The organism is Streptomyces violascens, from assembly GCF_014649955.1.
In the GTDB taxonomy this organism is placed as follows: Bacteria; Actinomycetota; Actinomycetes; order Streptomycetales; family Streptomycetaceae; genus Streptomyces; species Streptomyces violascens.
Genome location: NZ_BMUA01000007.1, coordinates 153,441 through 179,757, shown reverse-complemented (window position 1 = coordinate 179,757; position 26,317 = coordinate 153,441). Strand labels below are relative to the sequence as shown.

Annotated in this window: 16 protein-coding genes; 12 read left to right on the top strand and 4 right to left on the bottom strand. The window is 72.2% G+C overall.

Translation table 11 applies throughout. From position 1 onward, the window contains the following. Positions 1 to 2 precede the first annotated feature (2 nt). Complete coding sequence (locus IE206_RS17110) at positions 3 to 1,127, top strand: GuaB3 family IMP dehydrogenase-related protein (RefSeq protein WP_189963029.1); 1,125 nt, start codon at positions 3 to 5, stop codon at positions 1,125 to 1,127. A gap of 99 nt (positions 1,128 to 1,226) precedes the next feature. On the opposite strand, the gene IE206_RS17105 is transcribed toward IE206_RS17110, so the two are convergent. Together IE206_RS17105 and IE206_RS17100 are read right to left on the bottom strand one after the other, a co-directional pair. Beyond that, positions 1,227 to 1,724, bottom strand: coding sequence for a hypothetical protein (locus IE206_RS17105; RefSeq protein WP_189963028.1), 498 nt, complete (start codon positions 1,722 to 1,724; stop codon positions 1,227 to 1,229). 89 nt (positions 1,725 to 1,813) lie between these two features. Then, positions 1,814 to 3,058, bottom strand: a complete 1,245-nt coding sequence (locus IE206_RS17100) for a nucleotide sugar dehydrogenase (protein ID WP_189963027.1) — start codon at positions 3,056 to 3,058, stop codon at positions 1,814 to 1,816. Positions 3,059 to 3,292: 234 nt separating this feature from the next. Between IE206_RS17100 and IE206_RS17095 the strand changes: the two genes are divergently transcribed. Beyond that, complete coding sequence (locus IE206_RS17095; protein ID WP_189963026.1) at positions 3,293 to 4,999, top strand: glycerol-3-phosphate dehydrogenase/oxidase; 1,707 nt, start codon at positions 3,293 to 3,295, stop codon at positions 4,997 to 4,999. A 10-nt stretch (positions 5,000 to 5,009) separates the two neighbouring features. On the opposite strand, the gene IE206_RS17090 is transcribed toward IE206_RS17095, so the two are convergent. After that, complete coding sequence (locus tag IE206_RS17090) at positions 5,010 to 6,071, bottom strand: serine hydrolase domain-containing protein (RefSeq protein WP_189963025.1); 1,062 nt, start codon at positions 6,069 to 6,071, stop codon at positions 5,010 to 5,012. Positions 6,072 to 6,339: 268 nt separating this feature from the next. Here IE206_RS17090 and IE206_RS17085 point away from each other — a divergent pair, with 268 nt between their 5' ends. From IE206_RS17085 to IE206_RS17045, 9 genes are all read left to right on the top strand, one after another. Next, positions 6,340 to 9,006: a serine/threonine-protein kinase gene (locus IE206_RS17085; protein ID WP_189963024.1), complete on the top strand. Its 2,667-nt coding sequence runs from the start codon at positions 6,340 to 6,342 to the stop codon at positions 9,004 to 9,006. A gap of 170 nt (positions 9,007 to 9,176) precedes the next feature. Beyond that, complete coding sequence (locus tag IE206_RS17080; RefSeq protein ID WP_189963023.1) at positions 9,177 to 11,777, top strand: serine/threonine kinase C-terminal domain-containing protein; 2,601 nt, start codon at positions 9,177 to 9,179, stop codon at positions 11,775 to 11,777. A gap of 202 nt (positions 11,778 to 11,979) precedes the next feature. Further along, on the top strand, positions 11,980 to 13,635 hold the full coding sequence (locus IE206_RS17075) for a serine/threonine-protein kinase (protein ID WP_226600096.1): 1,656 nt from the start codon (positions 11,980 to 11,982) through the stop codon (positions 13,633 to 13,635). Positions 13,636 to 13,733: 98 nt separating this feature from the next. Then, positions 13,734 to 15,353, top strand: a complete 1,620-nt coding sequence (locus IE206_RS17070; protein ID WP_226600095.1) for a serine/threonine-protein kinase — start codon at positions 13,734 to 13,736, stop codon at positions 15,351 to 15,353. A 90-nt stretch (positions 15,354 to 15,443) separates the two neighbouring features. Next, a complete protein-coding gene (locus IE206_RS17065) occupies positions 15,444 to 17,081 on the top strand; it encodes a serine/threonine-protein kinase (RefSeq protein ID WP_189963021.1) in 1,638 nt (545 codons plus the stop codon). Between the two features lie 148 nt (positions 17,082 to 17,229). Continuing rightward, positions 17,230 to 18,858 carry a succinic semialdehyde dehydrogenase gene (locus IE206_RS17060; RefSeq protein WP_189963020.1) on the top strand — a complete coding sequence of 543 codons (1,629 nt, stop codon included), beginning with the start codon at positions 17,230 to 17,232 and terminating at the stop codon, positions 18,856 to 18,858. Between the two features lie 43 nt (positions 18,859 to 18,901). Beyond that, complete coding sequence (locus IE206_RS17055) at positions 18,902 to 20,719, top strand: GMC family oxidoreductase N-terminal domain-containing protein (protein ID WP_189963019.1); 1,818 nt, start codon at positions 18,902 to 18,904, stop codon at positions 20,717 to 20,719. Between the two features lie 297 nt (positions 20,720 to 21,016). Next, on the top strand, positions 21,017 to 22,219 hold the full coding sequence (locus IE206_RS17050) for a hypothetical protein (RefSeq protein WP_226600094.1): 1,203 nt from the start codon (positions 21,017 to 21,019) through the stop codon (positions 22,217 to 22,219). 47 nt (positions 22,220 to 22,266) lie between these two features. Next, positions 22,267 to 23,499: a hypothetical protein gene (locus IE206_RS17045; protein ID WP_189963018.1), complete on the top strand. Its 1,233-nt coding sequence runs from the start codon at positions 22,267 to 22,269 to the stop codon at positions 23,497 to 23,499. Positions 23,500 to 24,048: 549 nt separating this feature from the next. Here IE206_RS17045 and IE206_RS17040 read toward each other — a convergent pair. Next, a complete protein-coding gene (locus IE206_RS17040) occupies positions 24,049 to 24,330 on the bottom strand; it encodes a chorismate mutase (RefSeq protein WP_189963017.1) in 282 nt (93 codons plus the stop codon). Between the two features lie 323 nt (positions 24,331 to 24,653). Here IE206_RS17040 and guaA point away from each other — a divergent pair, with 323 nt between their 5' ends. Next, on the top strand, positions 24,654 to 26,243 hold the full coding sequence (gene guaA / locus IE206_RS17035) for a glutamine-hydrolyzing GMP synthase (RefSeq protein ID WP_189963016.1): 1,590 nt from the start codon (positions 24,654 to 24,656) through the stop codon (positions 26,241 to 26,243). The last annotated feature ends 74 nt before the right edge of the window (positions 26,244 to 26,317 follow it).

The window sequence follows — 26,317 nt, the reverse complement described above, 5'->3', positions numbered from 1 at the left end:
ACGTGACTGAGATCGAGATCGGGCGCGGCAAGCGCGGCCGCAGGGCGTACGCGTTCGACGACATCGCCATCGTCCCGAGCCGGCGTACCCGGGACCCGAAGGAGGTCTCGATCGCCTGGCAGATCGATGCCTACCGTTTCGAGCTGCCCTTCCTGGCCGCCCCCATGGACTCCGTGGTCTCGCCGCAGACGGCGATCCGCATCGGTGAGCTCGGCGGCCTCGGCGTGCTGAACCTCGAGGGCCTGTGGACCCGGTACGAGGACCCGCAGCCGCTGCTCGACGAGATCGCCGACCTGGACGAGGCGACCGCCAGCCGCCGCCTCCAGGAGATCTACGCGGCGCCCATCAAGGAAGAGCTGATCGGGCAGCGCATCAAGGAGGTGCGCGACTCCGGTGTCGTCACCGCCGCCGCGCTCTCCCCGCAGCGCACCGCCCAGTTCTCCAAGGCCGTCGTGGACGCGGGTGTCGACATCTTCGTCATCCGCGGCACCACCGTGTCGGCCGAGCACGTCTCGGGCGCCGCCGAGCCGCTCAACCTGAAGCAGTTCATCTACGAGCTGGACGTCCCGGTCATCGTCGGCGGCTGCGCCACGTACACCGCGGCCCTGCACCTGATGCGCACCGGCGCGGCCGGCGTCCTGGTGGGCTTCGGCGGCGGCGCCGCGCACACCACCCGCAACGTCCTGGGCATCCAGGTCCCGATGGCCACCGCCGTCGCCGATGTCGCCGCGGCCCGCCGCGACTACATGGACGAGTCCGGCGGCCGGTACGTCCACGTCATCGCGGACGGCGGCGTGGGCTGGTCGGGCGACATCCCGAAGGCCGTGGCCTGCGGCGCCGACTCGGTGATGATGGGCTCCCCGCTGGCCCGCGCCACCGACGCGCCGGGCCGCGGCCACCACTGGGGCATGGAGGCCGTCCACGAGGACGTGCCGCGCGGCAAGCTCGTCGACCTGGGCATCGTCGGCACCACCGAGGAGATCCTCACCGGTCCCTCGCACACGCCGGACGGCTCGATGAACCTGTTCGGCGCCCTGCGCCGCTCGATGGCGACGACCGGCTACAGCGAGCTCAAGGAGTTCCAGCGGGTCGAGGTCACGGTGGCGGACGCACAGCACAAGCGCTGACGTTTGGGCCGCGTCGCGCCCGCATAAGGGCGTGCCGGGCGCAGAGAAGAAGGGCCCGTACCGCGGCGAGCGGTACGGGCCCTTCTTCTATCGCTCGCTTTACTCGGTCGCGCGGCTGGCTCCCGCCCATGCGCCGACGACAGCAAGCGCGAGGAACCCGTACCGCAGGATGCTCTGGTCGTGGGACCACGCGTCGAGCAGCACTCCGAAGTGGCTGAGGAACACGTCGGTGACCGACTCGGAGGTGCCCTTGGTCTCGATCGTCGCGACCGCGAGGAGCTGGCCAAAGAAGGTGGCGCCCACTGCCAGGGGCGCCGAGATCACGAACAGCCAGAAGCTGCGCCCGCCCACCTTGAAGGCTGCGAGCGCGACCGCGAAGCCGATACCGAAGGCCGCATAGCCGAACTGTCGCTCGATGGCGCCGGTGATCAGGCCGTAGGCCAGCCCGGTGACGACGGCGGCCGCGAAGCCGGCGAGCGCGCCGCCCACCAGGTTGCCGGGCCCCCGTACCGGTGTCGGGGCCACGGGGGCCGCCGGGTATCCGAAGTCCGGCTCAGGGCCGGAAGGCTGGGGCGGCGGCGTGACGGGCTGGCTCATAGGTGGTCCCCCCTGGGACGAAGCGCACAGCTGTGCGACAAGTGAACGCCGCAGAGTAGCAGCCAGGGGGCCGTTGATTCGCAAGGATTTCACAGCCGGTGGGCGGCCCCCGCCGGGGTCGCGCCGCGGGTGTCCAGAAGCAACTGCGCCTTGACCGCCAGGCCCTGGAGGTCGTACGTGTGGTGGTGCTGGAGCAGCACCGTCAGGTCGGCGTGGGCGGCGGCCTCGTAGAGCGAGTCCGCGCGCGGCACCGGCTGGTCGTGGACGCGCCAGGTCGGCACATGGGGGTCGTGGTACGTGATCTGCGCGCCCAGATCCATCAGCCGCCCGGCGATCTCATGGGCGGGGGAGCCCTCCTGGTCGCCGGAGTCCGGCTTGTAGGTGACGCCGAGCAGGAGGATGCGGGCGCCGCGGGCCGACTTGCCGTGCTCGTTCAGGAGCGTGGTGGAGCGCTGGATGACGTAGCCGGGCATGTGCGCGTTGATCTCGCGGGCAAGGCTGACCATGCGCAGGCCCGCGTACGGCAGCGGGGCCGGGTCGAGCGGGATGCCGTGGCCGCCCACGCCCGGTCCCGGACGGAAGGCCTGGAAGCCGAACGGCTTGGTCTCCGAGCAGCGGATGACGTCCCAGACGTCGATGCCCATGTCGTGGCAGAGCACGGCCATTTCATTGACCAGGGCGATGTTGACGTGCCGGAAGTTGGTTTCCAGGAGCTTGGACATCTCGGCCTCGCGCAGGCCCCGGGCCCGGACCACCTTGTCGGTGAGGCGGCCGTAGAACGCGGCGGCCGACTCCGTGCAGGCGGGGGTGAGCCCTCCGATGACCTTCGGGGTCGCCGCGAAGCTGTGGGTGCGGTTGCCGGGGTCGGTGCGGCTCGGCGAGTAGGCGAGGTGGAAATCGCGCCCGGCCCGCAGGCCGGAGCCCTCTTCCAGGAGCGGGCGCAGGAACTCCCCGGTGGTTCCGGGGTGCGCGGCCGACTCCAGGATGACGGTGGTGTGCGGCCGTAGCCGCCCGGCTAGCGCGCGGGCGGCCTCGGCGACCGCGCGGAGGTCGAGGGTGCGGTCGGCGCCGAAGGTGGTGGGCGCGCAGATGACGGCGGTACGGACCCGGCCCAGCTCGGCCGGGTCCAGCGCGGTGCGGAAGCCGCCCGCGAGCATCCGGCGCAGGTCGGCGGGGGTGAGCGAACCGTCGACGTGGGTGCGTCCGGCGTTGAGTTCGGCGACGGCGCATGGATCCGTGTCGTATCCGACGGTCTGGATGCCGGCGGCGACGGCGGCTTGGGCGAGGGGCAGGCCCAGGTGGCCGAGTCCGATGACGGCGAGATCTGCGGGCATGTGGCCGTCCTTTCCCTTAGCCGGAGGGGACATGGAGCGCAAGCCCTGTGGACAGAACGAGCGTGCGGAATGTCAGACTAAGAGGAAATATGACCGATTTACGGCATTGGGAGGGCGCGGCAATCCGAGTGTTGTCCACAGGCGGTGGCCGATGTCGGTGGTCCCGTCCAGAATCGAGGATGTGGGCCGGACCACCCGGTCCGCGCGACCACCCCGATCCACGGGAGGCAAGCCGTGAGGACAGCGACACTGGGACCCGAGCAGCGCGCACAGGCGCTCGCCGCCATGGCCGAACGCGAGCTGGATGTGCTGGTCGTGGGCGCGGGGGTGGTCGGAGCGGGCACGGCACTCGATGCGGCGACCCGGGGCCTGGCCACCGGCCTGGTCGAAGCGCGGGACTGGGCATCGGGCACCTCAAGCCGCTCCAGCAAGCTGATCCACGGCGGCCTGCGCTATCTGGAGATGCTCGACTTCGCCCTCGTGCGCGAAGCCCTCAAGGAACGAGGGCTGCTGCTCGAACGGCTCGCACCCCACCTGGTGAAACCGGTCCCGTTCCTCTACCCCTTGCAGCACAAGGGCTGGGAGCGGCTGTACGCGGGCTCGGGCGTGGCCCTCTACGACGCGATGTCCGTGTCGTCCGGGCACGGCAGAGGGCTGCCGACGCACCGTCATCTGAGCCGCCGCCACGCGCTGCGGGTCGCCCCCGCGTTGAAGAAGGACGCGCTGGTCGGAGCGTTGCAGTACTACGACGCCCAGATGGACGACGCGCGCTATGTGACCACCCTGGTGCGCACCGCCGCCTCGTACGGGGCACACGTCGCCAACCGGGCCCGGGTGGTGGGCTTCCTGCGCGAGGGCGAACGCGTTGTCGGTGCCAGGGTGCAGGATGGAGAGGCGGGCGGGGAGTACGAGATCCGCGCCAAGCAGGTCGTGAACGCGACAGGGGTGTGGACCGACGACACCCAGGCGCTGATCGGGGAGAGGGGGCAGTTCCATGTACGGGCCTCGAAGGGCATCCACCTGGTGGTGCCCAAGGACCGGATCCACTCGAATACGGGGCTGATCCTGCGGACCGAGAAGTCCGTGCTCTTCGTCATCCCCTGGGGCCGGCACTGGATCATCGGCACCACCGACACCGACTGGGACCTCGACAAGGCGCACCCCGCGGCATCGAGCGCCGACATCGACTACCTCCTGGAACACGTCAATTCGGTGCTCGCGGTGCCATTGACCCGGGACGACGTGCAGGGTGTGTACGCCGGTCTGCGGCCGCTGCTCGCCGGGGAGTCCGACGCCACCAGCAAGCTCTCGCGCGAACACACCGTCGCGCATCCGGTGCCGGGACTCGTGGTCGTGGCGGGCGGCAAGTACACGACGTACCGGGTGATGGCGAAGGACGCCGTCGACGAGGCGGTGCACGCGCTCGACCAGCGGGTGGCGGCCTGCGTCACCGAGGACGTGCCGCTGCTCGGCGCCGAGGGCTACAGGGCGCTGTGGAACGCGCGGGCCAGGATCGCGGCGAGGACCGGGCTCCATGTGGTGCGCGTGGAGCACCTGTTGAACCGGTACGGCTCGATGGCCGAGGACCTTCTGGAGCTGATCACCGCCGATCCGGCGCTCGGCGAGCCGCTCGCCGCGGCCGACGACTATCTCCGCGCCGAGATCGTCTACGCCGCCTCGCACGAGGGCGCCCGCCACCTCGACGACGTGCTGACCCGGCGGACCCGGATCTCGATCGAGACCTTCGACCGGGGTACGCGCTCGGCCCGGGAGTGCGCGGAGCTGATGGCGCCGGTGCTCGGCTGGGACAAGAAGCAGATCGAGAAGGAGGTGGAGCACTACGAGAAGCGGGTGGAGGCGGAGCGGGAGTCGCAGCGTCAGCCGGACGACCTGACGGCGGACGCGGCCCGGCTCGGCGCGCCGGACATCGCGCCGGTCTAGGGACTCGGTTCTAGGGGCTCGGTGCCGGGCAGAACTCGGCATCGAGGAGGGCGAGTTCGAGAGAGGGGTCGGTGAGGGCATCGGTGTTGATACGGAAGACGATGGTGTGGCGGCCGTCGGGGGTGGTGGCGGCGCGCACGTAGCTGCCGGAAATGTGGCCGTTGTGCCCCCACACCGTCAGGCCGCAGGAGAGCCGCTGGGGGTAGAGGCCGAGGGCGTAGACGCCCCGGGTGGCCGAGGTGCCGAGCAGTTCGCGCCGCTGGGGCGCGGGCAGCAGGGGGCCGTCGAGGAGGGCCGCGTAGAAACGGCTGAGATCGGCGAGGGTCGAGATCAGCTCGCCGGCGGCGCCCGCCTGGCGCGGGTCGAGTTCGGTGACGTCGCGGCCGCCGGGGGTGTAGGCCCGGCCGTGTGGTTCGGGGAGCGTGGTGCGGGCGCCCGGGAAGGAGGTGCCGGTGAGATGGAGGGGGGTGATGATGCGGCGTTCGGCTTCGGCGGCGTAGGTGCGGCCGGTGACGGCCTGGATGATCCGGCCGAGCAGCACGTAGTTGGTGTTCGAGTAGGCATACGTGCCCAGCGGCCCGGGGGAGTGGGCGAGCGCGGTGCGGATGGCTTCGTCGGGGCCCAGTGGAACCGGAACGGTGGTGTCCGCCGTGTAGTTGAAGAGTCCGCTGGTGTGGGAGAGCAGGGAGCGCAGGGTGAGGTGGCGGCCGTCGTTGCCGTGCCCGCGCACAAGCCCGGGCAGATACCGGTCCACGGTGTCGTCGAGTCCCAGCCTGCCCTCGGCGGCCAGCTGGAGCACGACGGTGGCCACGAACGTCTTGGTGACGCTGCCCGCACGGAAGTGGTCGGCGCGGCCGAGGGCGGTGCCCGCGGTGCGGTACCGGGTGCCGGAGGCGTCTTCGGCGAGCAGGGCGGCGGCCGGGGCGCCGCCGTCGGTGACCAGGCGGGCCAATGCGGTGCGCGCGGCGGAAGGGGCTTCTTCGCCGGTCAGCGGCGTCGTGCCGAGCACGCACAGCGCCGTGGTCAGCGTTGTGGCCAGCGGTGCGGCGAGCAGCGCCCGGAGCGTCGGCATGGCGGGCTTCCCTTCCTTCGGAGCCATCTTGGCGGACGGCGGACCCGGGACCATCACCGGTCCTGGCGTGAGGGACAATGGGGGCTCTGCCAGGGCGGGTTACGGGCCTCGCGCGGACGCCGGGTTCGAGAGCGGCTCCGGTGCGGCCGGGCACCCGGCAGGACAAGCAGGTCGGAGCGGTGAGCCGGGCCGCCTCCACGAGGCAGGTCGCGGCGGGCCGCGGGCCGAGGCCGGCGCGGGCGAAGATCAGGAATCGCAGAGGGGACGCATGTCGGAGGCGGAGCAGTCGCGGGAACCCCAGCGGGACGAGCGGCAGGAACCGGGGGCGTCGTCGACGCCCGCAGAGTCCGCCTCGGGCGAGGCGGGCACGAAGTCCGGGCAGCGCCCGGCGAAGGCGGCGGGCAAGCCGTCGGACGCCGGGCGGGATGCGGCTGCCCCGAAGGGCAATTCGGGTTCCCGGGCGGAGGATGCGAAGCCCGGCGCTGCGGGCGGCGGCCGGGATGCCGCTGCCCGGGAGACCAAGCCGGACCCCCGGACGTCGGTCGCCAAGCCGGTTGCGAAGCCGGGCGCCAAGGCGGAGGGTGCGAAGCCGGGCGCCCCGGCTGCGGCTGCCGAGCCGAGCGCGGAGGGTGGCTCGCCCGATGCCAAGCCGGGCTCCGGGGTCTCCGGGGCCAAGCCGGTTGCCAAGGCCGGGGACGTCAAGTCGGGCTCCGAGCCCGCCGATGCGAAGCCGGACTCCAACACCTCCGAAGCCGAGCCGGGCAACAAGGACGCGGAGGCCAAGTCGGGTTCCCGGCCCGCCGAGGCCGAGTCGGCTGCCAAGCGGGCAGCCGGGCCGAGCCCGCGGATCGACGACGCCGAGCCGACCACCAAGTCCCACGACGCCAAGTCGAGCGCGCAGCCCACGGACACCAAGCCCACGGCCACCAAGGCCGGGGACGCCAAGTCGCTCGCGAAGCCCACCTCCCCCTCGGGCAACGCCAAGCCCGCCACCCCCTCCACCGGTGCCAAGTCGGCTCCCCGCCCCGCTGGCGCCAAGCCGGCTGCCGCAGCAGAAGCCCCCAAGAAGGGCGGCGGTGAAGGCCGGTTGCTCGCGGGCCGGTACCGGCTCGGTGGGGTGCTCGGGCGCGGCGGGATGGGAACGGTCTGGCGGGCCGTCGACGAGACGCTGGGGCGGACCGTCGCCGTCAAGGAACTCCGCTTCCCGTCCAGCATCGACGAGGACGAGAAGCGCCGGCTCATCACGCGCACCCTGCGCGAGGCCAAGGCGATCGCGCGGATCCGCAACACCGCCGCCGTCACCGTCTACGACGTCGTGGACGAGGACGACCGGCCGTGGATCGTGATGGAGCTCGTCGAGGGCAAGTCGCTCGCCGAAGCGGTGCGCGAGGACGGGACGCTGACGCCCCGACGGGCCGCAGAGGTGGGGCTCGCGATCCTCGACGTGCTGCGTTCCGCGCACCGGGAAGGCATCCTGCACCGCGACGTCAAGCCGTCGAACGTGCTGATCGCCGAGGACGGCCGGGTCGTGCTGACCGACTTCGGCATCGCGCAGGTGGAGGGCGACCCCTCCATCACCTCCACCGGCATGCTCGTCGGCGCGCCCTCGTACATCTCGCCCGAGCGGGCCCGTGGCCACAAGCCCGGTCCGGCCGCCGACCTCTGGTCGCTCGGCGGGCTGCTGTACGCGAGCGTGGAAGGCGTGCCCCCGTACGACAAGGGTTCGGCGATCGCGACGCTGACCGCGGTGATGACCGAGCCGGTCGATCCGCCGAAGAACGCGGGGCCGCTCCTTGAGCAGGTCATCTACGGGCTGCTCGCGAAGGACCCGGCGCAGCGGCTCGACAACGCTGCCGCGCGCAAGCTGCTCACCGAGGTGCTCAACGCCCCGGAGAGCCCGGAGCCCGCTCCCGAGCCGGTGTCGCCCGAGGCGACCCGGGTGGTTCCGCTGCCGCCGCTGCCCGGTGAGCCGAAGACCGACGCGGCCGCCGAGCGGGTGCGCGGCGCGCTCAAGTCCGTGCGGAACGCGGCGGCCGAGGCCAAGGCGTCCGCCAAGGAGAAGGCTCAGGTCGCCCGCGAGGCGCGGGACGTCCGGAACAAGGCGGTACCCGCGCCGCGGCCCAAGTCCGGGGCGCCGTCCGGCCCGGTGCCGCCGCAGCGCGCGCCGCTCACCGATGTCGTGCCGCGCCGCACCCTGGTGATCATCGCGGTCGTCGCGGCGCTCGTCATACTCGGCACGGTGCTCGCCGTCTCGCTCAGCGGAGGAGACGATTCCGCAGGCAAGTCGAAGAGCAACAAGCCGACTGCCAGTGGGCCCGCGACCGCCGGCTCCCCGGCGAACAGCAAGCAGGGCACCGGCAGCCAGAAGCCGTCCGGCGGCGGCACCCCGTCCGGCCAGGGCTCCACGGCCACGGCCGGACAGGGCGACGACAAGGGCGACGACACCGGCACGGGCACCGGCGACAGCAACAAGGGCGCTGGCACGGGCGGTGGCACGGGCAGTGGGGTCACCACTCCCTACAAGTCGAGCCAGGGCTTCTCCATAGGCCTGCCCGCGGGTTGGTCGTACAGCAAGACCGACGACGCGGGCGTCCGGTTCAACGGCCCCAACGGCCAGCGCCTCCTGATCGGCTGGACCGACAGCCCCAAGTCGAACCCGGTGGCGGACTGGACGGACCAGGAGTCGTCCATGACGAGGCCGGGCTACAAGCGGGTGAAGATAGCCGCGGCGAACTACCGGGGCTGGCCGGCCGCCGACTGGGAGTTCACCTACGACGACGACAGCGGAGCCAAGTACCACTCGGTGGACCGGGGCTTCGTCGTCAGCCTCAGCCAGGGCTACGGAATCATGTTCTCGGCCAAGGATGCGGACTGGTCGAAGCCCGAGACCCAGCAGACGCTGGCGGCGTTCTTCGCCACCTTCCAGCCCGCCTGACCCCGCCCGGGGAAACGTCCATCCCCCGGACGTGATGAGGCGGGGCCACGTATCGTGAGAGCCCGCGGACCGTACGCAGCCACAATGAGCCGGTAAACGACCGGAATTGACGGCATGCGGCAGGACTGAGGTCCGTGGTCCGGGGGAACAGCGCGCTGTGGGGAGGCGTCGTGGACGACTATGCGGGTCGGGTGCTCGCCGACCGCTATCGGCTGCCGTTGCCCCCCGACGACACCTACGACCTCGTCGAGACGCGCGCCTTCGACACATACAGCGGACAGGAAGTCCTGGTCCGGCAGGTTCCGTTGCCCGAGGTCGTCGACGCCGAGGTGCTCGACGGCGACGACGCGTACGGGACACCCGACGCCTATATGAGCGGGAGCGGGTACGGTGCCGCGCCCGGCTATGGGCGGACCACCCGGCGGCCCGCCGATCCGGCCGTTCGCCGGGCCGTCGAGGCGGCCCAGGCGGCCGCCCGGATTCCCGACCATCCCCGCCTCGACCAGGTCTTCGACGTGTTCGCGCAGGACGGTTCGCTGTGGATCGTCAGCGAACTGGTCGCCGCGCGCCCGCTGTCGGCGCTGCTCGCCGATCGTCCGCTGAACCCTTTCCGCGCGGCCGAGGTCGCCTCCGATGTGCTGACCGCGCTCGCGGTGCTGCACGCGCACGGCTGGACGCACCGCAACATCACCGCCCGTACGGTGCTGATCTGCGACGACGGCCGGGTCGTTCTGACCGGCCTCGCGGCCGGCGCCGCCGAGGAGGCGCTGTGCGGGTACGCCCCGGTGCCGCTCCCGCCCGACGGCGACGGGTTCGGCGAGGCGCCACCGGCCGAGCGCTCGGCGGGCCCCGGCGAAGCCGCACCGAGCCGCACTTCGGACAGCGATCCCGACCCGCGTCCCGCGCCGCCCGGGGCCGCCGCGCGGGCCGGGGTGATCGCCGCGTACCGCGCGGGCGCCAGGGCCGCGGCCCGCACCGGGACGGACCTCCCGGTGCAGCGTCCCGCCCCGGACGGCGCGCCCGAGGGCACGCCTCCCTCCGAACAGGCCCGCCAGGCCGGGCTCGAAGGGAGCTGGGCGACCCCCGACGCCCCCGGAGACCAGGGCATGTACGACCCCGTACGAGGCGTACGGGTCCCGAGCGGCGCCCCCGCCAGCCCGTACGCCGAGGACCAGGGCCCCGACTCCGGCCGCACCCGCCGCCAGTACGACCCGGTGACCGGACGCTGGGTCCCGCGCCCCACCCCGCGCCGGGCAGCGGAGACCCAGAGCCCGTCCGCCCGTGACGACAACTCCCGCAATTCACAAGGGAGTTCAGGCAACTCGGCGTCGGCCGCCTCCGCTCCCGTCCCCAGAACCCCCGCCCTGCCCCCGGGGTTCCGGGCCGACGCCTTCCGGGCCGACTCGCAGCGTCAGCCGCACCCCGCCGCGCCGCACCCCGCCGCCCCGCTGCCCGTCCCGGTGGTCAAGGGACGGACACCCGGCCCCGAACAGCGGACCGGCCCGGCCGACGCCCCCTACCGAGGCCCCGCCAACCGGCTCGCCGCCGAGCGGGCCCGGCACACGCGGATGGCCGTGGTGGGGGCGGTCACCGAGCGCTGGGCGCCCGAGCAGGCCGGGCCCGTGCACGAGAACTGGCGGCTCGCCCCGCCGATCGGCCCCGCCACCGACCTCTGGGCGCTCGGCGCCCTGCTGTTCCGTGCCGTGCAGGGCCACGCCCCCTACCCGGAGGAGAGCGCGGCCGAGCTCGTCCAGATGGTGTGCGGCGAGCCGCCCGCGTACGCCGAGGAGTGCGGGCCGCTGCGGCCGGTGGTCGAATCGTTGCTGCGCCAGGACCCCACCGAGCGGCCGGAGTTCGAGGAGCTGCGCGGCTGGCTGCGCTCGCTGGTGCGGTCCGCGCCCGAGCCGGACGCGGGCACCCGCATCGCCCCGCTCATCGTGCCCGACGCCAGGCGGCTCCCCATCCTGCGCCGCCGCGGCGAACTCGTACGGCGCAGACGGCGCGCCGCCGCCCCCGTGCCCGTCGCCCCGGCCGCCGAGCACGGCCGGCACCGCCAGGCCGCGTCACGGAGCCGGAGACCGAGGTCGCTCGGCCGGCTGCTCCTCCTGCTCATTCTGGTGCTGCTCGCCGCGGCGATCGCGTACGCTGTGCTCTTCATGCCGCGGTCGGGCTCCGCGCAGAACACCGGCAGCGTCACCCCGCCGCACACCGACGGTCAGCAGAGCCCCGGCCCTGCCTCCCAAGTGCCCGCGCCCGGCGGCACGCCGCCCTCGCAGCAGACGCAGACCACCGGGCCCGGCGGGACCGGCGCCACCCCGGCCGCCGGTTACGCCGTGCGCAAGGACGCCGAGGGGTTCCAGGTCGGCGTCGACAAGAGCTGGCGGCGGCAGCCGATGAACGATTCCGGGCAAGTCCGTTATGTCGGTGGTGACTTCACCCTGATCGTCGTTCCCGGGCGGGACTCGGTGAAGGACAACGGCCCGGATCCGCTGGTCTACCAGGCCGACAAGGAGCGCGAACTCCAGCCCTTCAGGGACTCCAGCTGGTCCACCTCCACCGGTCTGCGGCGCATCGACGTGGGGCAGCGGTCCATGGCCGAGGGGCAGTTCACCTGGCGCGACAGCAACGGCCGCCAGGTCTATGTGCGCAATCTCGCCATGATCGTCAATGGCCGATATCACGTGGTCCAGGTCATCGGTCCGGAGGCACAGCGTGACAAAGTGACGGAGATCTTCGGGCAGGCCACCGGCGCCTACCAGGCCACCCGCTGACATCCGGTCACGCTGCGCAGTCCCCGAAATCGCCCCGCGCGCACGGGATTCGACGGTTTTGTACGCCGCGGAACACGGCCGAAAGACCCGATCACCGCGGGACCAACGGTCCGTATGGTCACGGTTGGGTGCCCCGAGGTTCCCTGGCCGGATTCCGCTCCGTAATCTGACCTCGTAGGAAAGGTCTGGGCGGGCGGGGGACGTGGAAAACACTCACAGCACGAACGGCTCCGGCGCGGGGCTGCTGCTCGCCGGGCGCTATCGGCTCGGCGACGCGATAGGCCGCGGCGGCATGGGCAAGGTCTGGCGCGCCCACGACGAGGTGCTGCACCGCACCGTCGCCGTCAAGGAACTCACCGCCGCCCTCTACGTGGCCGAGGCCGACCGGGCGATCCTGCACGCGCGCACCCAGAAGGAAGCCCGCGCCGCCGCCCGCATCACCCACCCCGGCGTGGTCACCGTCCATGACGTCCTCGACCACGACAACCGGCCCTGGATCGTCATGCAGTACGTCGACGGGCCTTCGCTCGCCGACGCGGTCAAGGCCGCCGACGGCCACCGCATCGACGCGCGCGAGGCCGCCCGCATCGGGCTGCACGTCCTCGGCGCGCTCCGCGCGGCCCACGCGGCCGGCGTCCTGCACCGGGACGTTAAGCCCGGCAACGTGCTGCTCGCCGGCGACGGGCGGGTGCTGCTCACCGACTTCGGGATCGCCGCCATCGAGGGCGACGTCACCATCACCAAGACCGGCGAACTCGTAGGCTCCATCGACTACCTGGCGCCCGAGCGGGTCCAGGGCGCCCACCCCGGCCCCGCCTCCGACCTGTGGTCGCTCGGCGCCACCCTGTACGCCGCCGTGCAGGGTGAGTCGCCGTTCCGCCGGGACTCGCCGATCTCCACCATGCAGGCCGTGGTGGAGGACGAACCTCCGGCGCCCGACCGGGCCGGAGCGCTCGCCCCCGTGATCGTCGCGCTGCTCCGCAAGCAGCCGGAGGACCGCCCCTCGGTCGAGGAGGCCGAGCGGATGTTCCTCGACGCGATGGAGGGGCGTGCCTCCAAGGGGGCCCAGGCCTATGTGCCGACCCGTCAGCTGTCGGAGCGGGACATGCGCTCGGCCGCCGAGTCCCGGACCGGGCCCACCGAGCTCAACGCGGTCCCGCGCCCGGCCCCCGAACGGCCCGCCGCGCAGACCGTCACCCGGCCCGCGCCGCGCAGGCGCCGCTGGCGCACCGTGGCGCTGGTTGTCGTGCTGGCCGCGGTCGTCGGCGTGGCGACGGGATTCGCGTACATGAAGTACCAGGAGGGCAAGGGCGGGTCGGGCGGTGGCAGCGCACAGAACTCCGGCTCGCCCACCACGACCGACTCCAGCGGCAAGCCGGGCGGCGACCAGTCGGTGCCCGCCGGCTTCCAGCGGGTCAATGACCCGGCCGGCTTCAGCATGCTCGTGCCCAAGGGCTGGAAGCGGCAGATGGACGGCACCGAGATCGACTACACCCCGGACAACGGCAGGCACCGCATCCGGATCAGCGTCGACAAGGTGCCCGACTTCGAGAACCCGTACATGCACATGCTCAACCTGGAGAAGACGCTGAAGGAGCGGCTGCAGTACAAGCGGCTCACCCTGCACAGCAACACCTTCCGCGACCAGGAGAGGTCCTCCCTCTGGGAGTTCACCTACTACGAGAAGCAGGACTTCCCCGGCAAGCGGCACGCCATCGACCAGATGTATTACGCGGACGGGGGCAAGCCCGAGTACGCCATCTACATGTCGGGCCCCGACGAGGACTGGGCGACCATCCGCCAGCAGTTCGACACGGTGCTCCAGAGCTGGCAGCCCACCTCCTCCAACGGCGGCTGACCCGGCTGCTCCCACCTGCGGGGAACACCGTCGGAGCCCGCCCGGGGTGCGGCATGATGGGCCCTGCACGTTGTGCGGGGAGATCGAGGGGGAACCCGGTGCCCACAGCAGAGCAGGATCCGAAAGAGCCCCAAGACCGTCCCAACTCCCGCCTGGTGGCGGGGCGCTACCGCCTCGGGGGGCGGCTCGGCCGGGGCGGGATGGGCACGGTCTGGCGCGCGCAGGACGAACTGCTCGGCCGCCAGGTCGCCGTCAAGGAACTGCACCCCGAGGGCGGCGCGCCCGCCACCGCCGCGCTGCGCGAGGCCCGCGCGGTCGCCCAGATCAAGCACCCGCACGTCATCGTCGTCCACGACGTCGTCGAGGAGGCCGGCCACGAAGGCGCGGGCGGGCGTTCGTACATCGTGATGGAGCTCGTCGACGGCGGCTCGCTCGCCGACCGGCTCGCCTCGGCCGGGCCCGTCGGGGTCCAGGAGGCCGCGCGCATCGGGGTCGCCCTCCTCGGCGCGCTCGCCACCGCCCACGCCCGGGGCGTCCTGCACCGCGACCTCAAGCCCGCCAACGTCCTCATCGAGGAGGACAGCGGACGCGTCGTGCTCACCGACTTCGGCATCGCGCAGGTGCCGGGCACCTCGACCATCAGCGAGGAGGGCGCGTTCGTCGGCTCGCCCGAATACACCGCGCCCGAGCGGATGCAGGGCGCGAACGCCGGGCCCGAGTCGGACCTGTGGTCCCTCGGCGCGCTCCTGTGCGCGGCCCTGAGCGGCGAATCCCCCTTCCATCGCGACTCGTTGGGCGGCGTCCTGCACGCCGTCGTCCTCGACGAGATCCGCCCGCCCCGGGCCGCCGGCCCGCTGCTCCCCGTCGTCCACGGCCTCCTGGAGCGCGACCCCGTGCACCGGCTCGGCGCGGTGGAGGCGGAGTCGCTGCTGCGTACGTTCGCGGCGACGGGCAGCACCCCCAGACCGCGCTACGTGCCGACCGAGCGCGTCGACCAGCCGGTGCCGCCGGCCCCCGAACCCCTCGCCACACCCGTCACATCGCCCTCACCCGTCGCACGACCCTGGCAGGCCCGGAGTGTGCTGGTCGGGGCCGCCCTTGTGATCGTGCTCGCCGGGGCGGGCGCGGCCGTCGCGGTCCTCGCGCTCGGCGACGTGGGAGGGGGACGCACCTCGGTGGAGCAGTCCGCGCCGAGCACCGGCGCCGCCCCGCCGGACGCCTCCTGGCGACCGCCCCCGCCTCCTCCGCCGCCCCCGCGGCAGGGCCCGCCGCCGGTGCCCGACGGATTCCGCTTCGTCCGCGACCCGGACGGCTTCGCGCTCGCCCTGCCCGAGGGGTACGTGCGCACCACCGACGAGCAGCGCGTGTTCTACAAGTCGCCCGACGGCGCCCTCCGGATCGGCATCCGCATCCAGAACGCGGTGTCCGGCGGCCCGCTCGGCGTCATGAAGCTCGCGGCGGCGAACGGGCCCACCAGCAACCCCGGTTACCGCGAGGGCAAGGTCACCGCGACCACCCACCACGGGCGCGACGCGGCGCTGTGGGAGTTCACCTGGAACGGCTTCACCCAGGCCGAGGGCGCCCGGCACACCTACGACGAGTGCTGGGAAAACTTCGGGCGCCTTTACGACGTGTGGGTGTCGGCGCCGGTCGGCCGGATCGACGAGGCGAAGCGGACCTTCGACACCGCGCTCGACTCCTTCGTCCCCGGCCCCTGAGCCGCCCTCGTCCGCCCGCTTCTGTCACGGCTGTGCATCCGCACAAGGCCCGATGTGGCACCCCGCGCCGCCGTTCGTCAGGATGTGGGCATGAGAGACGATGGGGGACGGGCGAACGAGCCCACCAGCTACGGCCTGCGGCCCCCGGAGCCCGCTCCGGTACCGCAGCAGAAGCCCTACGAACCGAAGCCGTACGCGCCGACGCAGCAGCAACGCCCCGACGGCACCGGCGACGGCACGGGGCGGCTGCTCGGCGGCCGATACCGCCTGGTGGGACGGCTCGGGCACGGCGGCATGGGCACGGTCTGGCGGGCCCGCGACGAGGTGGTCGACCGGGAGGTCGCGGTCAAGGAGCCCCGGGTGCCCGACCACTTGGGGGAGCGGGAACGGGCCAACGTATACCTGCGCATGCAGCGCGAGGCCCGCGCCGCCGCCCGCATCGACCACCCCTGCGTGGTCACCGTGCACGACGTCGTCATGGAGGACGGCAAGCCCTGGATCGTCATGGAGCTGGTGCGCGGCCAGTCGCTCGCCGACCGGCTCCAGGAAGGCACCCTCGACGTCCGCGAGGCCGCCAGGATCGGCCTTGCCGTACTCGGCGCGCTGTCGGCGGCCCACGAGGCGGGCGTCCTGCACCGCGACGTCAAGCCGGACAACGTACTGCTCGGGCGTGGCGACCGGGTCGTGCTCACCGACTTCGGCATAGCCCAGGTCGAGGGCGAGCAGGGCCTGACCGAGACCGGCGCGTTCGTCGGCTCGCCCGAATTCATCGCCCCGGAACGGGTCCTCGGCCAGCGTCCCGGCCCCGAGTCCGACCTCTGGTCGCTCGGCGTCGTCCTGTATGCGGCGGTCGAGGGCATGTCGCCGTACCGGCGCAGCAACACCCCGGCCACCCTCCAGGCCGTGCTCTCCGCCGAACCGCAGATGCCCGCCCGGGGCTCCGGCGCGTTCGGCACCCTCGTCATGCAGCTCCTGCGCAAGGACCCGGCGGCCCGGCCGGGCGCCGCCGAGATCCGCGCGACGCTGGAACCGGCCGCGGCCCCGGCTCCGCTCGCGGCGACCCGGCTGTACGCGGGCGACGGGGCGCCCACCGGCGGGAGCCGCTGGGTGCCGCCGGTCCTCGTCGACAACCGCAAGGCTCAACTCGGCCTCGGTGGCGGGGTGTTGGCGGCAGCCGTGGCGGTCGTGCTGCTCCTGGCGAGCCCGTTCGGCGGCGGCGGTCTGCCCGCGGGGTGGCAGGTCCGGCCCGAGAACGAGGTGCTGCACGCGGACGTCACGGTCCCCGACGACTACGCGCGCACTCAGGGCACCGACGGCGACAACGTCAACTACAAGGACCCGAGCGCCGTCTTCCAGATCTATGTGGACCGGCTCGACCCGGCCACCGACAAGACCCACAACACGCTGCCCGCCGACCCCGGGGCGTGGAAGACGTACTACGAGAAGGGCGGCAGGAACGGCATCGAGTTCACCAACGGCAAGGTGACCACCGCCACCGTCAAGCACCAGGGCCGACAGGCGTACGACATCGTCACCGACTACACCCCGAACTCGGCCTCCTCCGACCCCAACCCGACCCGCTATCGCTACCACGAGCTGCTCGTGCCCGGACAGGGCACCGCCTACTGGCGGCTGCGGGTCTCGATGCCGGCCGCGGGCAAGGCGGCCAAGGACGGCGAGGAGCTGTTCACTCGGGTCGCCGACGGTCTGAAGATCCACGACCTGTAACCCGACCTGTGACCCCTGGGGCTCCCGGTGGCCGTAAGTCGCTGATCAGCACTTATGCAGCCAGTGATCGCTGGCGGGGTTACCGGGGGTCCGAAAACCCGTTACCGACGGGTACCGAAAGTGCTCCGGCGGGCATACGCTCACCCCCATGACGGACTCGCAGGCCTCGCCCACGACCACCCTCAAGCCCGCCGGCACCAACCCGGTCGCCCCGGCCCCAGCAGGCGCGCGCACCGCCGCCGATGTGGTCACGGGCCAGCTGGTCGCCCAGCTCACCCGGGGTGTGGCCGGCTCCGGACGGACCGCCAACCACACCCCGTTCACCGGGGAGAAGCTGGCCGACCTGCCCGAGTCCACGCCCGAGGACGTCGCCGAGGCCTTCGCGCGCGCCCGCGCGGCGCAGCGCGCCTGGGCCGCGACGCCGGTCCGCGCCCGCGCCGCCGTGCTGCTCCGTTTCCACGACCTGGTGCTCGCCCGCCAGGCCGAGGTGCTCGATCTGATCCAGCTGGAGACCGGCAAGGCGCGCCTGCACGCGCACGAAGAGGTGCAGGCGGTCGCCGTCGCCGCCCGGCACTACGGGCGCAAGGCCCCGTCGTACCTCAAGGCCAAGCGGCACACGGGAGTGGTGCCCACCCTGACCAAGGTCACCGAGCTGCGTCAGCCGCGCGGCGTCGTCGGGCAGATCGCGCCCTGGAACTACCCGCTCGAACTGTCGGTGGGCGACGCGCTGCCCGCGTTCGTCGCCGGCAACGCCGTCGTGATGAAGCCCGACACCGAGACCGCCCTGACCGCCCTGTGGGCCCGCGACCTGCTGATCGAGGCGGGCCTTCCGGCCGAGGTCTTCCAGGTCGTCCTCGGGGAAGGGCCGGTCGTCGGACCCGAGGTCGTCAAGCACGCCGACTACGTCTCCTTCACCGGCTCGACCCGTACCGGCCGCGAGGTCGCGCAGGGCGCCGCGGCCCGACTGGTCGGCGTGTCGCTGGAGTTGGGCGGCAAGAACGCCATGCTCGTCCTCCACGACGCAGACGTGGAGAAGGCCGCCGCGGGCGCTGTCCGCGCCTGCTTCTCCTCCGCCGGACAGCTCTGCATCTCGATCGAGCGACTGTACGTTCACGAATCGATCGCCGACGCCTTCGTCGAGCGATTCGCCGCACGGACGAAGGCGATGCGGCTCGGTCGATCTCTCGCGTACGGAGCGGACATGGGCTCGCTCGTCGGTGAGCGCCAGCTGGAGACCGTCACCCGGCACGTCGAGGAGGCCGTCGCCAAGGGCGCCAAGCTCGTCGCGGGCGGCGTCGCCCGCCCCGACATCGGCCCGCTCTTCTACGAGCCGACCATCCTCGACGGCGTCGAGGCTCCCATGGCGGTGTGCACCGAGGAGACCTTCGGCCCGGTCGTCTCGATCTACCGCTTCAAGGACGAGGACGAGGTCGTCGAGCAGGCCAACGGCACGCCGTACGGCCTCAACTCCTCGGTGTGGACGAAGGATTCGCGCCGCGGCCACGAGGTGGCGGCCAGGCTGAGCACCGGCACGGTCAACATCAACGAGGGGTACGCGCCCGCGTACGGCAGCGTCCAGTCGCCGATGGGCGGCATGAAGGAATCCGGGCTCGGCCGCCGGCACGGCTCCGAGGGCATCCTCAAGTACACCGAGGCCCAGACCATCGCCCAGCAGCGCATCCTCCCCCTCGCCCCGTCCTTCGGCATGGACGACGAGAGGTACGCGGCCTTCATGAGCCGCAGCCTCAAGGCGATGAAGGCCCTGCGCCTGCGCTAGCTCCCACACGCAAACCAGCCCGCCCCTGTGCACGAGGAGAGCCATGTCCCAGGTACCCCCAGCCCAGAAACCGGACGAGGACGGCGGGGGCGACCACGGCTACGACTACGACGTCGTCGTGATCGGCTCGGGCTTCGGCGGCTCGGTGACGGCGCTGCGGCTCACCGAGAAGGGCTACCGGGTCGGCGTCCTGGAGGCGGGCCGCCGCTTCACCCCGGCCACGCTCCCCAAGAACTCCTGGGACATCAAGAACTACCTGTGGGCGCCGAAGCTCGGCCTGTACGGCATCCAGCGCATCCACCTGCTCGGCAATGTGATGGTGCTCGGCGGCGCCGGCGTCGGCGGCGGCTCCCTCAACTACGCCAACACCCTCTATGTGCCGCCGAAGCAGTTCTTCGACGACCCGCAGTGGAAGGGCATCACCGACTGGCAGGACGAACTGGCGCCGTACTACGACCAGGCCCGGCGCATGCTCGGGGTGCGGCTCAACCCGACGATGACGCCCTCCGACGTCCACCTCAGGGCCGCGGCCCAGCGCATGGGCGTCGGCGACACCTTCCACATGGCGCCCGTCGGCGTCTTCTTCGGCGACGGCCAGGACGGCGACGGTACGTCAAAGGCCAAGCCCGGCACGGCAGTTGACGACCCGTACTTCGGAGGGGCCGGTCCCTCGCGCAAGGCGTGCATCGAGTGCGGCGAGTGCATGACGGGCTGTCGGCACGGCGCGAAGAACACCCTCAACGAGAACTATCTCCACCTCGCCGAGAAGGCGGGCGCGGTCGTCCACCCCATGACGACCGTGGTCTCGGTGACCGGCGACTCGCGCGGCGGCCACGCCGTCGCCACCCTGCCCACCGACCGCAAGAACTCGGCGGGCCGGCTGTTCACCGCGCGCCGCGTCGTCATCGCGGCCGGCACCTACGGCACCCAGACCCTGCTGCACCGCATGAAGGCGAGCGGCCAACTCCCGTACATATCAAAGAGGTTGGGCGAGCTGACCCGGACCAACTCCGAGGCGCTCGTCGGCGCGCAGACCACCAGCCGCCGTTATCGCAGGCAGCACGGCGCGCCCAGGGTCGACTTCACCCGGGGCGTCGCCATCACCTCCTCGATCCACCCGGACGAGAACACCCACATCGAGCCGGTCCGCTACGGCAAGGGCTCGAACGCGATGGGCGGCATGTCGATCCTCCAGGTGCCGTACGGGGTCAACCGGGTGCGCAACTGGCTCGGCAACGCGGCGAAGCACCCCCTGCTCCTCGCACGTTCGATCAGCAACCACCGCTGGTCCGAGCGAACGATCATCGGCCTGGTCATGCAGTCACTCGACAATTCGCTCACCACCCATCTCAAGCCGGACGGAGTCGGCAAGGGTCTGCTGACCGCCGAGCAGGGTCACGGCGCGCCCAACCCCAAGCAGATCCGGGCGGCCACCGAGGGCGCGAACGCGATCGCCGCGGAGATCAACGGCTTCGCAGGTTCGAACGTCGGCGAGCTCATGGGCACCCCGCTCACCGCGCACTTCCTGGGCGGCTGCCCGATCGGCGACTCCGCCGAGACCGGCGTGATCGACCCGTACCACCGGCTGTACGGGCACCCCGGCATCTCGGTAGTCGACGGCGCGGCCGTCTCGGCGAACCTCGGCGTGAACCCGTCCCTCACGATCACCGCACAGGCCGAGCGCGCGATGTCGTTCTGGCCGAACAAGGGCGAGGAGGACCCGCGCCCCGCGCAGGGCGCCGCCTATGTCCGCCTTGCCCCGGTCGAGCCGAAGTCACCGGCGGTCCCGGCGGAGGCGTTCGGCGCCCTGAAGCTGCCGTTCCTGGGGATCCCGGCGGTCCCGCCGAAGGCGGACGAGTAACGCCGCCGGTCCCGCACGGCAAGAGGCGCTGCACCCCCCTCCGAGTGCAGCGCCTCTCACGTATGCGGAGACCTGGTGGAGCCCCACCGGCGTGAACAGAACACGGGCGAGGCTGTTGGTTCCGCATGCATGACCTGTGACTCCTGTGAATGGTTGTCCTGCCTTCACGAAATCCTTATGTGATCCACGGCACCCCTCCTTGGCGGCAACCTTCGCGCGGCTCCGCATGTCGAACCGCTGCCGCGGCGTGTGCTGCGGTGCGCGCTGTGCAGGACATGCCAAGAGGGGTCACCAGAAGTGAGCGAGAAGCCGCCGAGCTCGAAGGGGTCGTCGGGCGACGACTCGCTGCCGGAGGGGATGCCGGACGAGATCTGGGAGCAGTTCGTCCGCGACACCGAGCAGGACATCAGGAAGTCCGCGCCCAAGGAGCCCTCGGCGCGGGCCCGGATGGTGGCCGAGCGGCTGCGCAGGGAGCAGGAGGCCGCCGAGAGCCAGTCCCGCGGCCGCAAGGGCAGGAAGCGCCCCGCCGAGCCGGAGGGCTGGCGCACCGGCCCCGCCTGGCAGGAGATGAACGGGCGCGCCGGGCGCAGGCGCCGCATGTGGGGCGTTCTCGGCATCTTCGTCGCCGCGGGCGTCCTCCTTGTCGCCCTGAACCCCTCCCGCGCGCTGTCCCTGATCACCGGCGACGACAGCTCCGGCGAGACGGCGACGGCCCAGCTCCCGCCGGAGACCGCCGCGCCCACCGCCGCCCCCTCCTTCTCCGACCCGGACCATCCCACCCTGAAGGAGCCGTTCCGCGGCTCGCCCGCGGTGCAGTACGCGGACGGCGCCGCCGGTATCGAGCTGCCGGAAGCCACCGCCCTGGGCGGGCTCTCCAAGGAGCAGGTGGCCGCGGGCCTGACCCGCACCCGCGACCTCCTGATCGACGCGAACCTGAACCCGGCGACCCTGCGCGGCGGCCGCCCCGACGCCGCCCTCGCGCTCATCGACCCGCTGCAGAAGGACGTCCTCGGCCGCTTCACCACCGACCTGGCCAAGCCGGACAAGGACCACGACCCGCTGAACTTCTTCAGCCGGTTCGACCCCAGGAAGCTCAAGCTCGTCGGGGACGTGGTCAAGACCCGCGGCCGGATGACGGTCGGCAAGGACGCGAAGAGCGGGGTCGTCGTGCACGCCGACTACACCTTCGTCTACCCGCTGGTGAAGACGGCGCCGGGCTCGACGGAGGTGGCCCGCACGATCGTGCGCCGCATCCTCGACGTCCAGGTCTCCGACCCGTCCGTCATGCGGTCCACCGCCGGAAAGCTCTGGATCGTCAAGTACGACGTGGACATCGCCAACTCGGCCTGCGACAGCAACGACGGCTATCTCCACCCCGACTTCGCCGACGAGACCCCGTCGGGCCCCAGCCCGAGCGGCTCGGCCGTCGACCCGTACGACCGCAGCCGGGAGCTGACGCCGGACCGCCCGGAGGGCTGCGGCCTGGTCAGCCGCACGTGAGTCCTGCCCCTTCCTCCCGAACTCCCTTGTGAGCATGGAGAGTTGACATGAGAACACGTACTGCGGCGGCCGGTGCCGCGACGGCGTTGGGGGTGCTGCTCCTTGCCGCCTGCGGCCCGTCCGCCCCCGCCGCGAAACCGGCGGCACCCAGCGCCTCGTCCACCCACCCCGTCTTCTCCAAGCCCCTGGACGCCCGCCCGTACGCGGCGCTCGGCCGGACCAAGGCGGCGAAGAACGCGACGTTCACCCAGACCGTCACCTTCTCGGCGAAGGGCGCCGACGCGGTCCTGAAAACCACCGGCAAGCTGGACTTCGACGGCGGCCGCGCGGACGGCTCGCTGGGCTGGACCGTGGGGGAGGGGTTCCCCGAGGAGGCGGCGAAGGCGCTGGGCAATGTCGACACGCATCGCCGCAGGACCGACCAGGCGGCCCGGCTGGTCATTGACCGCCAGCGCATCGACTACCGCTCGGCCACGGCCGGGTACTGGCTGCGGTACGACGCGGCGGACGTCTTCGAGTTCGACCCGACCGAGAACACCGCCAACACGATCAAGACGCGGCGCGGGGGCGAGGCCGCCTTCGGCGGAACGCTGCTAGAGGTCGTCTCCAACGTGAAGGAGGTCAAGGAGGAGGTGCTGCCCGACGGTGGCCGCCGCTACCGCACCGGCCTCGAAGCGCGGGCGGCGTACGGACTGCTGCACAGCACCGTCACCGAGGAGGGTCTGAGCGGGACGAACCCGCGGACCCGGGTCCCGCTGACGGTGAGCGCGGACGCGAGCGGCAGGATCACCTCCGCCGAAACCGACCTCTCGCCCCTGCTCAGCAAGGATCCGGACAGCTCGCTCGCCGGGGTGCAGGGCCTCAGTGTGAAGCTGACGCTGAACGGCTACGGGACCTCGGTTCCTGCCACCGTTCCGGCCACCGACAAGGTGATCCCCGCGGGCGGATCGGTGGTCCTGCTGACAACGGCCAAGGCGGGCGACTGCGTCGACTTCGGCACCGGGATGCCCGCGCAGGGCTACGTGGTCAAGGCGGACTGCGGCCCGCCGCACGACGCCCGCGTCTTCGCCCGCGAAGCGCTGCCGGGCGGCGGCTTCCCGGGCTCCGCGCGCGTCAAGGAGAAGGTGGGCGCGGCCTGTCGATCCGCGTACGACGAGATCCCGAGCGCATGGCGCGCGGAGTCCGTCGAGCCGGGCAAGATGTGGTACCAGTCGCCGTCGGAAGGGGGCTGGAACTTCGCCGCGAAGCGGTTCGGGATGTGCTACGTCCTGTCCCGCTGACCAAGCGAGGGCCGACCCCAAGGCCGACTCAACGAAGGCCGACCGAACGGAGAGCCCCGACGGCCAGCACGTACAGCCGATGCGTACGTGGTGGCCGACGGGGCTCCGGGCCGTCAGCACCGACGTCAGGGCAGCGTCGGTGCCGCGGGGCGGCGCCGGGGGGTGCGCCGCTGGTCTGTGGGTGCCGAGGTGGCCGACCCGGCGCGTTCGGGGCGCGCGAGTGGTGCCGACCATGGGCAACGGGGTGCGGGACTTGGCTTCGCGTCGTGCTGGACGGGCTGCGCCCGGCGCAACCGTTCCGACCGGGTGCGGCCGGCCCCGGGCGTCCCCGGAGCCGGCCGCCCCTATGGGGTGACCGGGCTGCTGTCCCCTGCCGTCCGGTCACGCACACCGGGGCGAGGTCCCACGACGCACTTGCAAGTGCGTCACACGCCCCAGCGGAGCCACGCGTGGTTTCTTTCGGGCCCGCCCCTGGCTGGCACGGACACCCCACCAACGAAGCCGGGCCGGGGGCGGTCACGGCGCCGTACGGGTGAGGAGCGCCCGAACTCAGATACGGCCCCGGCACAGCTCCAGCATCGTCATCGCGAGCGCGGTACCGGGCTTGCCCAGGGCGTCGCGGAAGCGGGCCAGGACCTCCATCTCGCGGTTCAGGTTGACCCGGCGGCCGCCGGAGGCGATGCGGGACTCCTGGATGACGGCCGAGACGGCCATGCGTTCCTGGACGAGGCCGATGATGTGGTCGTCCAGCGCGTCGATGCGCTCGCGCGCGCCGGTGATCACGGCCGCGGCCTCGTCGGTGCGGGCGCCGGTCTTCTCGGTGACGGACATGTTCACGGGGGCTCCTCGGAATTCGGTGCGGCGCCCCGGATCGGCAAGGACCGGAAACAAACAGGGCGCCCCGGGCCTTGTCGGCCCGGGGCGCTCTGTGGAAGTTCGCTTGTCAGTTGCTCAAGCAGCACGACCCATGGCGTCCGGCGGGCCGGGTGCCATAGGTAAAGACGAAGGTCTGGTGCTTGCGCATGGGCACAGTATGGACCGATGCCCGGGAGGCGGGCCAATCCGGGTTCGGATGGTGAGACGAACCGGCCACCGCCCGCCCCGGTAGAATCGACAAATACCGACCCCCTCCCACCGCCGGAAGGCCGCCACCCGTGCCAGCAGCACCCTCCGCAGCCGCGCCCGACAGCAACCCGGACGTCGTCCTGGTTGTCGACTTCGGCGCGCAGTACGCCCAGCTCATCGCCCGCCGCGTCCGCGAGGCCCGGGTCTACAGCGAGATCGTCCCGAGCAGCATGCCCGTGGCCGAGATGCTGGCCAAGAACCCGAAGGCGATCATCCTCTCCGGCGGCCCGTCCTCCGTGTACGCCGAGGGGGCCCCGCGCCTGGACCGCGCGATCTTCGAGGCCGGGGTGCCGGTCTTCGGCATGTGCTACGGCTTCCAGCTGATGGCGACGACGCTGGGCGGCACGGTCGACGACAACGGCGCCCGCGAGTACGGCCGCACCCCGCTGACCGTCTCCAAGCTCGGCTCCACCCTCTTCGAGGGCACCCCGGCCGAGCAGTCGGTGTGGATGTCGCACGGCGACGCCTGCTCGGCCGCCCCCGAGGGCTTCACGGTGACGGCCTCCACGGACGTCGTCCCGGTCGCCGCCTTCGAGAACGATGAGAAGAAGCTGTACGGCGTCCAGTACCACCCCGAGGTGCTGCACTCCACGCACGGCCAGCAGATTCTGGAGCACTTCCTCTACCGCGGCGCGGGCATCGAGCCGACCTGGACGACGCACAACGTCGTCGAGGAGCAGGTCGCCCTCATCCGCGAGCAGGTCGGCACCAAGCGCGCGATCTGCGGCCTGTCCGGCGGCGTGGACTCCGCGGTCGCCGCGGCCCTCGTCCAGAAGGCCATCGGCTCCCAGCTGACCTGCGTGTACGTCGACCACGGCCTGATGCGCAAGGGCGAGACCGAGCAGGTCGAGAAGGACTTCGTGGCCGCCACCGGCGTCCAGCTGAAGGTCGTCGACGCGCAGGAGCGGTTCCTCACCGCGCTCGCCGGGGTCTCCGACCCGGAGACCAAGCGGAAGATCATCGGCCGCGAGTTCATCCGCGTCTTCGAGCAGGCGCAGCTGGAGATCCTCCAGGAGGACGGCCCCGAGGTCGCCTTCCTCGTCCAGGGCACGCTGTACCCGGACGTCGTGGAGTCCGGCGGCGGCACCGGCACCGCGAACATCAAGTCGCACCACAACGTGGGCGGCCTGCCCGACGACATCGAGTTCGAGCTCGTCGAGCCGCTGCGCAAGCTGTTCAAGGACGAGGTCCGCATGGTCGGCCAGGAGCTCGGCCTGCCGGACGAGATCGTCCAGCGCCAGCCGTTCCCCGGCCCCGGCCTCGGCATCCGCATCGTCGGCGAGGTCACCAAGGACCGTCTCGACCTGCTCCGCGAGGCCGACGCCATCGCCCGCGAGGAACTGACCGCGGCCGGCCTCGACCGCGAGATCTGGCAGTGCCCGGTGGTCCTGCTCGCGGACGTCCGCAGCGTCGGCGTCCAGGGCGACGGCCGCACCTACGGCCACCCGATCGTGCTGCGCCCCGTGTCCTCCGAGGACGCCATGACGGCGGACTGGACGCGGATGCCGTACGACGTGCTCGCGAAGATCTCCACCCGCATCACCAACGAGGTCGCCGACGTCAACCGCGTCGTCCTCGACGTGACGAGCAAGCCGCCGGGCACGATCGAGTGGGAGTAGTCCCCACGGCTGTACGGACGGCGTCGCCCCTCGCGGGGGCGGCGCCGTCGTTGTTGAGGCCGGGGCCGCACGAC

Excerpts from the sequence above, each read along its gene's own strand:
- IE206_RS17105 (WP_189963028.1), bottom strand. The coding sequence starts at position 1,724 with ATGAGCCAGCCCGTCACGCCGCCGCCCCAGCCTTCCGGCCCTGAGCCG.
- IE206_RS17100 (WP_189963027.1), bottom strand. The coding sequence starts at position 3,058 with ATGCCCGCAGATCTCGCCGTCATCGGACTCGGCCACCTGGGCCTGCCC.
- IE206_RS17090 (WP_189963025.1), bottom strand. The coding sequence starts at position 6,071 with ATGCCGACGCTCCGGGCGCTGCTCGCCGCACCGCTGGCCACAACGCTG.
- IE206_RS17085 (WP_189963024.1), top strand. The coding sequence starts at position 6,340 with ATGTCGGAGGCGGAGCAGTCGCGGGAACCCCAGCGGGACGAGCGGCAG.
- IE206_RS17065 (WP_189963021.1), top strand. The coding sequence starts at position 15,444 with ATGAGAGACGATGGGGGACGGGCGAACGAGCCCACCAGCTACGGCCTG.
- IE206_RS17060 (WP_189963020.1), top strand. The coding sequence starts at position 17,230 with ATGACGGACTCGCAGGCCTCGCCCACGACCACCCTCAAGCCCGCCGGC.
- IE206_RS17055 (WP_189963019.1), top strand. The coding sequence starts at position 18,902 with ATGTCCCAGGTACCCCCAGCCCAGAAACCGGACGAGGACGGCGGGGGC.
- IE206_RS17045 (WP_189963018.1), top strand. The coding sequence starts at position 22,267 with ATGAGAACACGTACTGCGGCGGCCGGTGCCGCGACGGCGTTGGGGGTG.
- IE206_RS17040 (WP_189963017.1), bottom strand. The coding sequence starts at position 24,330 with ATGTCCGTCACCGAGAAGACCGGCGCCCGCACCGACGAGGCCGCGGCC.